The sequence below is a fragment of the Pseudoalteromonas sp. TB51 genome, assembly GCF_000498055.1.
Classification (GTDB): domain Bacteria; phylum Pseudomonadota; class Gammaproteobacteria; order Enterobacterales; family Alteromonadaceae; genus Pseudoalteromonas; species Pseudoalteromonas atlantica.
This window is the reverse complement of the sequence record NZ_AUTO01000167.1, coordinates 1-9,793: the sequence shown is the minus strand read 5'-3', so window position 1 is coordinate 9,793 and position 9,793 is coordinate 1. Positions and strand designations below refer to the sequence as shown.

Below are 9,793 nucleotides of genomic sequence, written 5' to 3'. Positions count from 1 at the left end.
TGAATCGCCCCGAGTTCATCGGAGACCAGTTTGTTTAAGTCAGGCCACTTTACCTGACTCGTTTAAATTATCATAGTAGTCTGTTTCATATTGAGCTGGTGAAATATACCCAATTGAAGATAATAAGCGTTGATTATTAAACCAATTGACCCACTCTAACGTTGCGTATTCAACAGCATCAACATTCTTCCACGGGCCATTTCTGCGAATAATCTCTGTTTTAAATAATCCATTTATTGTTTCAGCCAATGCATTGTCATAAGAGTCACCCACACTGCCTACAGACGCTTGAATTCCAGCTTCAGCAAGTCGCTCAGTGTATCGTATAGACAAATATTGGCTGCCTCTGTCGCTGTGGTGAATTAACCCTTCGGGGTTGCCACGATGCCAAATAGCTTGCTCTAACGCATCAAGAATAAGCTCTGTGTGCATTGTCGTTGATACACGCCAACCTACAATGTATCGTGAAAAAACATCTATCACGAAAGCGACATAAACAAACCCACTCCATGTGGCAACATAGGTGATGTCAGCTACCCAAAGTTGATTTGGCTGCTCAGCAGTAAATTGACGATTAACTAAATCAAGTGGCTTATCTTGTTGCTCGTCAGGTATCGTTGTCTTATGTGCTTTACCCCGACGAACACCTTGAATTCCCATAACTCGCATCAATCGTTCGACTGTACAGCGGGCGACTTGATGGTCGTCAAGCTGTAGCTGCTTCCATATTTTTCTTGCACCATAAACTGACATATTATCCTCCCACACTTCGCGAATGAGTATTATCAGCTCAGCATCACGCTTTTTGCGGTTAGACAGTCGCTCAGGCTCTCTTTGTATCTGTTTATGAGAATAATACGTTGATGGTGCAATCGGCAATTCCTTGCAAATTGACTCGACACCGTAATGCTCTCTGCAAGCATCAATAAAATCCACTATTACTTCTGTTTGCGGTCGAGCTCCGCTTGGGCGAAAAAAGCGGCAGCTTGCCTCAGGATATCATTCGTTCGCTTGAGCTCTTTATTCTCGCGCTCTAAGACGGCAAGGCGTTCTTCAGTTGATTGCGTATTAGAAGAGGGTTTAGACGGTTGAGCTTGAGATTTCTTGACCCATGCTCTAAGTGTTTCTGGGGTACATCCCAGTTTATCTGAAATCGATACTAGCGCAGCCCAAAGAGAAGGGTATTCATGCTGTTGTGTGGTAACAAGCCTAATTGCACGTTCACGAAATTCTGATGTATAGCGATTTGATTTTTTCATAGTTCCAGTTTCTCAAGTTATTGAGTCTCTGGCAAACACGGGGCGATTCAATGCACTCTTGTTTGAGTGCATTGCGTTTTGTATCAGTTGCTACTCCACAGACACTATCACCATTTTTTAATATAAGCTCAATGCGTAAATGGTGCATACAGGCAATTTCGATGTAATCGTAATGGTTGCAACTGATCATAAATTTCTCTTTACATTATTTAGCTGGTTTAAATAGCATTAAAGTGGCAATAACAATTAAGTTGCCTACATACCATAAATCTTTGATGACAAATTGCCCTAAACGCTCTAATAGCGTACTTGAGCTAAATGCGCCGGTTGCGGTTATTAAAAATGTTTGGGTCATTAAAAATACACTTAAACACGCTAAACCACTAACAATAATAAGCTTTTTATTGTTAAGTAAAATGCCCGCACCAAGTAGTACTGCAAATAATACATCAAACCCACCAATGATATTTGATGCGCCTTGTACGCTAAATACCGTGTATAACCACGACATAAACGGTGAGGTTTCTACAAGTCCTACAATGGCTTTGGCTTCAAACTCATAAAATTTCATGCCGCCAATCCACAGTAAAACCATAGCAACCGGTATAAAGTTTAAAAGTACGTGTTGTTTGTCTGTTAGTTTATTTTTATAAAACAAAAATAAATACAAAGGGATAACAGCAAAGTATTTAATTATGCCTTGCCCACTGCCAATAATTGGAAAGCCGCCTAACTGTGCCATCCAGCGGTTACTGGCAAATAAGGTAAGTAAAGGCACTATGCTAACAACTAACGCGAGTATAAGTGCAGGCATCGGCTTTATTAATTTAAAATGCGCAGCTAAGGTGGTGACTGCCAACGCAATCATCGCGGTGCCTGTGAGCAAACCTAATGTATTGTTACTTAGTAAGGTATCAAGTTCATAAAAACTAAAGGTAGCTGAGAGTGTGTTTGGGTTTGCACCTAAAGCAAACGATACACCAAGTAATGCAAAGCTAAGTGTAAGTAAAAAGGTGAGTGCGTTATTTGTGTGTGTTATGTTCATTGTGTGCCCATTAAATCTGTAATGGCTAATAAAGACCTAATTTTTACAAAAAGTGATTCAACTAAAGTTAAATTTTTTAATACAAGGAAGGACATTTTGGTTTTTACGTTTACAAAAGCCACGCGCGAAAAGCGCGGCTATTAATTATGTCTTAGAAAACTTACTATGGTAGAGCACCTTGAGGTGGCCGGCTTATTTTTAACTGAGCAACAGCATAATGAAAGGGTTGACGAGCAATACGATTGCTCTCATCTTATACAGTTTAATGGTAATACCATAGGTACGTTAAAGTACAAAATATGGGGTAGCCACATTGAAATAATGCAATTGCAAATACACCCCAACCATCAAAATAAAGGCTACGGCAGAGGCGTTATTGAGCAAGTAATTAAAACTGCAAAGTTAAAGCCTATCAAACTAACAGTACTTAAAAACAACCCTGCTAAAGCACTTTATACTCGACTAGGCTTTAAGGTCACTGGGGAAGATAACTATGAGTACCATATGCAAACCCAGCCTATAAATAACTAAGAGCTACTCTCTTTGATCTTTAAAATCTTTTTTTCTGAAAATGGTTAGGTGCCAGCCCCATTTAAGCGAGCCTAATCTTAAAAATACAGTGGTAAAAAGTGAGCCTAAAATACACCAAATGTAATCAATACTTAAAGTAAACAACGCTGCATATACAAGGCCGCCAATTAAACAGGCTGAGGCATAAGGTTCGTTTCGCATAACCGAGGGCAACTCACGACAAATTACATCGCGTATAAGCCCACCAAAAATACCGGTTGTTACACCCATAGTAATGGCGATTAACATACCTGTGCCGCTAATCAGCGCTTTTTCGATCCCCATAATATTAAACAAACCCATGCCTATGGCATCGACGAATAAAAAATAAGAGTTATTTACATGAGGCAAGTAACGTACAAATAATATTGTGGCCACAATGGCTGCGTAAGTTGAGTATAAATATTCGGGCGTAGCAATCCAAAATACAGGCTTATTTAGCAAAATGTCTCTGAGAGTACCGCCGCCAAGCGCAGTGACAGTAGCCACCACAACCACCCCAAAACCACTTATGTTTTTCTCGTAACCTAGCAGTGCTCCTGCAACCGAAAAAAAAGCCACTCCGAGCAGCCCCAACACCATAAAGTATTCAGCAGTCATGTGCATTCCCTTTTAAATTTTATACTTTGGTGTATCAATTTATATGCCAGATGTAATTAGCAAAAGCCAAAAGCGAGGATTGAAAATGCAATTAAAAACAATGAGTTAATAAATTTTTGATGGAATTAATGATGGGTTATTGTGATATGCGGTATTTAAAAAGGTAATTATTTTAAAAGTGAGTAGTTTTTACACATTTTTTATTTTTAGCTGAGTCGCCTTTTTTAGTCAATTACTAAGCTCATTAATATACGTACGGGAAAGTAAATAACGGCTGGAATGCCGAATAACCAATTAGCAAAGCTTTGCGGCATGACATAAAAGAAACCTGCTTCACCCAATACCTAATACCAACCCGCAATAATACTTAATCATTTTAGGGGCTAAACGTGTCGCTATCTGCGTTAAAAAATTCTCATTTAGAATAACTAAATAACGAATTTTTTGCCTAGCTATCAACACGTTTATCTATCCTCAAAATAGATCACTTAATTAAGCGGATTGGTATAAACTCTACATACTGCGCTAAAAAGTCATTAAGTGATAAGCTCAAAAGTGCTAAATTATTACTTATTAAAACCCATAGTGCATACAAGCCAAGCAGGCCATCGCCCACACTGCCAATATAAGATGAGTAACCAATAAATAATAAAAAGCCGCGCATGGTAAGTCCCTGTTAGCTGTGTTGTAGAGTTAAATAATAAACTCGCTTAGTTAATTGCACCTTTTAGCTTTTAGCTTTTAGCTTTTTGAGCATAAAAAATGGCGCTAAAAAGCGCCATTCAAAAAACAATTAAATTAAAGCGCTAGGCTTAAAATTTTCTTCGCTTTAGCTATGTCAATATCGCCATGTTCGCCAAGGGCTGTCATGCCGTTACGCTCAAGGTTGTTGGCAACGGCTTCAACCGCGTTTTCACCTAAGTCGTAATCGCCAAGTTTTGTTTTAATACCCATTTGCTCAAAAAAGTCTTGAGTATGTTTAATGGTTGCATCAATCAGCTCGTTTTTGTCTTGCATATCAAGGCCAAATACACGCTCACCTAACTGAATAATTTTAGCGCGTTTTTGCTCTTGCTGAACAAACATAAGCGGTGGTAATACAATCGCAAGTGTTACAGCGTGATCTAAGCTATAAAGCGCTGTTAGCTCGTGGCCAATCATATGCGTAGACCAATCTTGCGGTACGCCTTGGCCAATTAAGCCATTTAGTGCCATCGTTGCCGACCACATTACGTTTGCACGTACGTCGTAATCTTCTGGGTTTTCAAGGGCTTTAGGGCCTTGCTCAATTAGCGTAGATAAAATGCCTTCTGCAAAACGGTCTTGCAGTGGCGCATTAACTGGGTACGTTAAGTATTGCTCAATAACATGTACAAACGCATCAACTACACCGTTAGAAATTTGGCGAGTAGGCAGTGAGAATGTATACGTAGGATCAAGCACAGCAAATTGCGGTTGCACTATTGGCGTACCAAAGGCACGTTTTTGCTGGGTTTCTTTACGGGTAACAACCGAGTTACCGTTGCTTTCTGAGCCAGTAGCCGGAAGCGTTAATACCGCGCCAATAGGTAATGCACTTTTTACTTCTGCGCCATTAACTAAAATATCCCAGCCGTCGCCTTCGTATTTTGCTGCTGCCGCTACGTATTTAGCGCCGTCGATAACACTACCGCCGCCTACAGCTAATATAAAGCTAACGTTTTGCTCTTTCACAATTTCTACAGCTTTTGAAAGTGTTTCGTAAGTTGGGTTTGGCTCAACTCCCGAAAACTCCACAAAGTCCACACCTTCAAGTGCATTTACTACATCGTCATATACGCCGTTCTTTTTGATCGAACCGCCACCGTATAAAAACATGACCTTGCCTTGGCTTGGTACGCGGCTTGCGATCTCATTAATTTGATCTTTGCCGAATAAAATCTCGGTGCGGTTTTTAAATGCAAAATTTAACATATTTGTACTCTACTTGGTTACGGGGCTCAGCCCCTAGTGCTCATTGCTTTATAAAATGGGAATTAATAGTTAACTTTCAAGTAATTAATTACCTATTTTATAAATTAAATATGAAAACGGTTAATGTCTAACTGAACGAGCGCAAGTGTACGCGCACTTTACAATAACTAGAATTCAGTTAATCTTGCTTTACCCATCGGATTTCTGATACCTAATGTTTTATGTCTTATTTTGTACAATTACGCACCTTTGTTGAGGTATATCGTTGTAAAAACATCTCTCGGGCTGCTAAAAATTTGGGGCTGTCGCAACCAGCTGCAACCGCGCATATACAAACAATGGAGTCGGTGGTAGGTAAATCGTTATTTGAGCGGCGTCACCGAGGCGTAGAACCAAGTAATGCCGCCCACGATTTAGCAGGCCAAGTGGCAAATCACCTTGATGCTATAGAGCAAAAAGTTGCCTCTGTACGCACCCGTTCAAACGATGTGAGCGGAACGATTACACTAGCCGGACCCGCCGAATATATTAGTTATGTTGCCTCAGCACAGCTGGCAAATTTGTTACAAGCAGGCAATGTTGATGTGGTCGTGCTGCCTGGTAATCGTGAGCAAATTTATTCAGCGCTCGACACCGGCGTTGCCGATATGGCTATTACAGCCTCCCTGCCCGATAACAAAATTTACGACTTTGAAGTGCTCGACAGCGAAGATCTAGTACTGGTGGCGCACCGTTTATTAGCGCAAAGCTTAGAGGGGCAAACCATTACGCCAGCACTTTTAAATACGCTGCCGGTGGTCAGTTACGACAGTCAATTACCGCTTATACGCCAGTATTTTGATACTGTATTTAAACAAAACTGTACGTCAAAAATAATTGCACGCTGCCCCGACATACGCGCGCTCGCCGGCATAGTAAGAACCGGTGTAGGCTATACCGTGCTGCCTGATTATATATGTCATGACGATATTCAATCGGGTAGATTAATTAAACTTGGTCCGCAAGGGCCGGAAAACAATTTGTACTTAGCGTGGCGTAAAGGGGCGCTTGCTCACCCGCGGCTTAATTATGCCCGCGATGTGTTAATGGCTTTTTCTAATATTAATAAATACGCAAAATAGTTTTTTAACTTATACCAATCCGCATAATTAAGTGATCTATTTTGAGGATAGGTAAGCGTGATGATAGCAAGGCAAAAAATTCGCTACTTAGTTGTTCTAAATGAGAATTTTTTAACGCAGATAGCGACACGTTTAGCCCCTGAAAATGATTATGTATTATTACGGATTGATATTGAACGCTGGTTATTTAATAAAATAGCCAACCGCGCGCCATTGCCCACTGCTTTTACTTAATGTAAGGGTTTCAACCGCAAGCCTTGCTGAAAATTGCGTTTTAAATTGCACAATAAGGTATTCACCTTGCGGGGCACCAGGTAAAGATGAGTAAGCATTAGCACTTATTTGTTCTCGCGTAGCCACTTTACCTAGTGGCGCACGCACTGTGTTTAGGGCGCTTTTCCAGTTTGCTTTACTTAATTGCGATTTAAATAGCGCATCGGCTTGTTGCCAACTTTTTGTGTATTCACCCGCATCAATTAACTGTAACCAGTTTATTGCTACGGGCATATTTTTAGTGGTTTCGGCCCACACTGAGCAGCTTATAAACAAGCATAAAATTAAAATGAGGGGTTTCATCATTCTTCCTTTTAATCTGGCGTTAAAAGTAAATATAGATACTCCAAATTACAACACATTGGTTAAATGGTTAACCCCTAATATTAAAAACTTTTGCAAATAAGTGCCTTACTCTCCTTTAATTTTTAAAACCTGCGCGTAAGTGCAATCGCTCAACATAGAAAAACCATGCGAGGCTTGCTCTTGGCCTATTACAAATGGATGCGCCGCCTCGGGGGCTCTATTTTTAAGTTGCTTTATGCGCTCAAACGAACCATCGCGTTTAGGGTGGTTTGATATAAACACATCTACACCGGCTTGTATTGCCACATTGCCAAAACGTTTAGCGGCAACACTGTAAGCGCTAATTCGCTCAATATCAGGCCCATAGTTTAGCCCAGTCCCTCCCCACAGGCTTAGCATATGTTTTTTGCCGTTATCGTATACTGGGAACAACAACGAAATAGTGCCAGGGGTGTGTCCAGGCGTTAAATGAACGCCAATGCTGGTATCGCCAAGCGTAATTGTATCCGCCTCTTTTATGCTTATATCTCTTGTTGGCCGTTTGCCCCAACGTGGGCTTTCAAAATCAAGCTTTGGTTGTTCTAATCGTCGCCACTCAACCTCACTCATTACAACACGCGGTTTGTATTTATTAACTAAGTACTCTTGCCCACCGTAATGATCACCATGCCCATGGCTAATAATTAAATACTTAATATCTTCGGGGTTTAAGCCTAGTGTGAGCAAACCTTTTTCAATGTAATTTTTAGCTTGTTCGTTGTTATTTAGCGCATCAATAACAATAAGCCCTTGTGATGTTTTAACTACCCAACTTGCCACTCCACCAGTACCTACATAATAAAGGTTGTCAAACACTTGTGTAGATTCAATCGTTGATGAGCGCCGTTTACTACCCAACTTTTTACTGCGCTTTTTACCTTCATTATTAGTGCGAACACGCTTTGTTAAATCACGTAACGGGTTTTGTATATCGCATAGGCTTGTTAACCCCGGAAACTCATCAGCGTACTGCATGCCTTTTTCGACATAATCTTGCGCTGTTAATTGTGTATTTTGCGCAATAGCCGGGTACGTAGCTAAAAAGCTAAGTACCACAGCAGATAATATAAATTTTGGCATAAAAACCCCTTATAGTTTTGTATCTATAGCTAGCCAGTAGCGTCGGCCATCTTCTACATAGCCGTATTCATCGTAGCTGGTTGCTTTATCAAATATATTGTAAATACCAAACATAACTTTAACGTTACCGTTTACTTGCCACGCACTGCCTATATCTGCTGTTGCAATAGAAGGGGCTGAGGTTAAACGGCTAGTTATAGAGGCTGCTTCGGTTTCTTTACCGCGGTAATTAGCACGTGCCCACGTATTAATGTTATCGCTTACATCCCAGTTAATATTTAGCGTTGCTAAATGTTTAGGTATTTGCGTAAGTGGCTGGCCTTTATTGTCGCCACTGCGTTGCTCAGAAAACGTATAGCTGTAGCTAGTTGCAAGAGTAATATCTGCACTTAACATTGTTTCTATATTTAGCTCAGCCCCATAAGTCACCGCTTTATCAATATTGATGTTATAGCGGTCGGTTTCATCACCACACACTGTGATAGGACATAAAACGGTGTTAATTTTGTCTTCAAAGCTATTATGAAAAACCGTGATATTAGTTTGAAAATCACTGTTAGCATAATACACAGCCGCTTCTTTACTGACGGATGTTTCGGGCTCTAGGTCAGCATTTCCATATAAGTCGCCACCGCGGCTGCTTTGGATCCAATTAGGGCTAAGCTCGCGTAAATCTGGCGCTCTGTAACCGGTAGCTACGCCCGATTTAAAGGTCCATGCCTCATTAATATTCCAAACTCCGTACAGGCGTGGACTCAAGTGCGAATCAAACTGCTCGTTATCATCAACTCGTAAACCCGTGGTAAGGGTAAAATCGGGGTGTAAGCTCCACTCATCTTCAGCAAATAGCGACCATTGTTTGTTATCTATTTTAGTAATAGTGGCTGCGTTTGTTGTTTTGTCATCAAGCTTTTCTTGTTCAAATGCGCCGCCTAATGTTACATGGTGGTTTTCAAGTGCAATTGACCACTGCGTATTTGCTAAGGTATTTTCGATAGTTATTTCACGGCCTTCGTTTTCAACCGACTCTTGTTGAATATACGAATGCGCAGCGCCCCAACTATAGCTACCTTTATGTACTAACGACCACGTGCTGCGGTTATTGTTCGTTTCGCTAGAGCTATTTCGACTAGGTAACGATAGCCCCGAGGTAGAAATACGTTTTTGATCGTGTTCGCTGTATTCAAGCGATATCACATCGTGCTGGGTGGCTGTTAAATGCAGTGTACCACTGTAACTTGTCAGCTCTTTTTCACCGTAACCGCGCTCAATTTCATCTTCTTCACGCTCTTGGTAAAGAGCCGAAAGGTTAACGCTTAATAAATCTTTTATTAATGGCCCCGCTGCATATATTTGCCCTTGGTATTCATCACCCGAATTACTGTTTTCTTGCTGTGTGGTTTCTAGGCGAACATTAGCATGCCAATTGTCGTAATTTTTACGGGTTATAACATTAATAACGCCGCCAATTGCATCCGACCCATACAACGTAGACATAGGCCCACGCACAACTTCAATACGTTCAATAGCATCTAGTGGTGGCAGCC

At 40.8% G+C, this 9,793-nt stretch carries 10 protein-coding genes, 1 pseudogene and 1 other annotated feature; of the genes and pseudogenes, 2 read left to right on the top strand and 9 right to left on the bottom strand.

The annotated features are described in order from the left end of the window. Positions 1-39: 39 nt before the first annotated feature. The 3 genes and pseudogenes from L650_RS0108705 to L650_RS0108695 form a co-directional block, all read right to left on the bottom strand. Positions 40-1,259 (bottom strand): IS3 family transposase gene (locus tag L650_RS0108705; RefSeq protein WP_223230517.1). Its coding sequence is split into 2 segments (ribosomal slippage): positions 40-971 and positions 971-1,259, totalling 1,221 coding nucleotides; the frame shifts between segments, so codons are not numbered across the junction. Then, positions 865-981: a sequence feature (AL1L pseudoknot), on the bottom strand. It overlaps the preceding gene by 117 nt. A 49-nt stretch (positions 1,260-1,308) precedes the next feature. Continuing rightward, positions 1,309-1,449, bottom strand: a pseudogene (locus tag L650_RS23675) (Rho-binding antiterminator); the annotation flags it as partial. A 15-nt stretch (positions 1,450-1,464) separates the two neighbouring features. Then, entirely contained in the window at positions 1,465-2,304 is an 840-nt protein-coding gene (locus L650_RS0108695; RefSeq protein ID WP_029772859.1) for a DUF417 family protein, read from the bottom strand. A 165-nt stretch (positions 2,305-2,469) separates the two neighbouring features. Between L650_RS0108695 and L650_RS0108685 the strand changes: the two genes are divergently transcribed. Continuing rightward, positions 2,470-2,835: a GNAT family N-acetyltransferase gene (locus L650_RS0108685; protein WP_029772858.1), complete on the top strand. Its 366-nt coding sequence runs from the start codon at positions 2,470-2,472 to the stop codon at positions 2,833-2,835. A 3-nt stretch (positions 2,836-2,838) separates the two neighbouring features. Here the strand turns inward: L650_RS0108685 and L650_RS0108680 are convergent, their stop codons facing one another. The 3 genes from L650_RS0108680 to L650_RS0108670 all read right to left on the bottom strand — a co-directional run bounded on the left by L650_RS0108680 (position 2,839) and on the right by L650_RS0108670 (position 5,427). After that, positions 2,839-3,474 carry a trimeric intracellular cation channel family protein gene (locus L650_RS0108680; protein WP_029772857.1) on the bottom strand — a complete coding sequence of 212 codons (636 nt, stop codon included), beginning with the start codon at positions 3,472-3,474 and terminating at the stop codon, positions 2,839-2,841. Positions 3,475-3,958: 484 nt separating this feature from the next. Then, the gene (locus L650_RS23670) at positions 3,959-4,138 is read right to left on the bottom strand and encodes a hypothetical protein (protein ID WP_085065450.1); all 180 of its coding nucleotides are present in this window, start codon (positions 4,136-4,138) and stop codon (positions 3,959-3,961) included. Positions 4,139-4,272: 134 nt separating this feature from the next. Beyond that, a complete protein-coding gene (locus L650_RS0108670; protein ID WP_024032822.1) occupies positions 4,273-5,427 on the bottom strand; it encodes an iron-containing alcohol dehydrogenase in 1,155 nt (384 codons plus the stop codon). 221 nt (positions 5,428-5,648) lie between these two features. Here L650_RS0108670 and L650_RS0108665 point away from each other — a divergent pair, with 221 nt between their 5' ends. Further along, on the top strand, positions 5,649-6,548 hold the full coding sequence (locus tag L650_RS0108665; RefSeq protein ID WP_029772856.1) for a LysR family transcriptional regulator: 900 nt from the start codon (positions 5,649-5,651) through the stop codon (positions 6,546-6,548). Between the two features lie 183 nt (positions 6,549-6,731). Here L650_RS0108665 and L650_RS0108660 read toward each other — a convergent pair whose 3' ends face one another. From L650_RS0108660 to L650_RS0108650, 3 genes are all read right to left on the bottom strand, one after another. Next, positions 6,732-7,127: a DUF4019 domain-containing protein gene (locus L650_RS0108660; RefSeq protein ID WP_223230555.1), complete on the bottom strand. Its 396-nt coding sequence runs from the start codon at positions 7,125-7,127 to the stop codon at positions 6,732-6,734. Between the two features lie 105 nt (positions 7,128-7,232). Then, complete coding sequence (locus L650_RS0108655) at positions 7,233-8,246, bottom strand: MBL fold metallo-hydrolase (RefSeq protein ID WP_029772854.1); 1,014 nt, start codon at positions 8,244-8,246, stop codon at positions 7,233-7,235. Between the two features lie 9 nt (positions 8,247-8,255). Beyond that, positions 8,256-9,793 (bottom strand): TonB-dependent receptor domain-containing protein (locus tag L650_RS0108650; protein WP_029772853.1); only part of this gene is annotated, 1,538 nt, incomplete at its 5' end.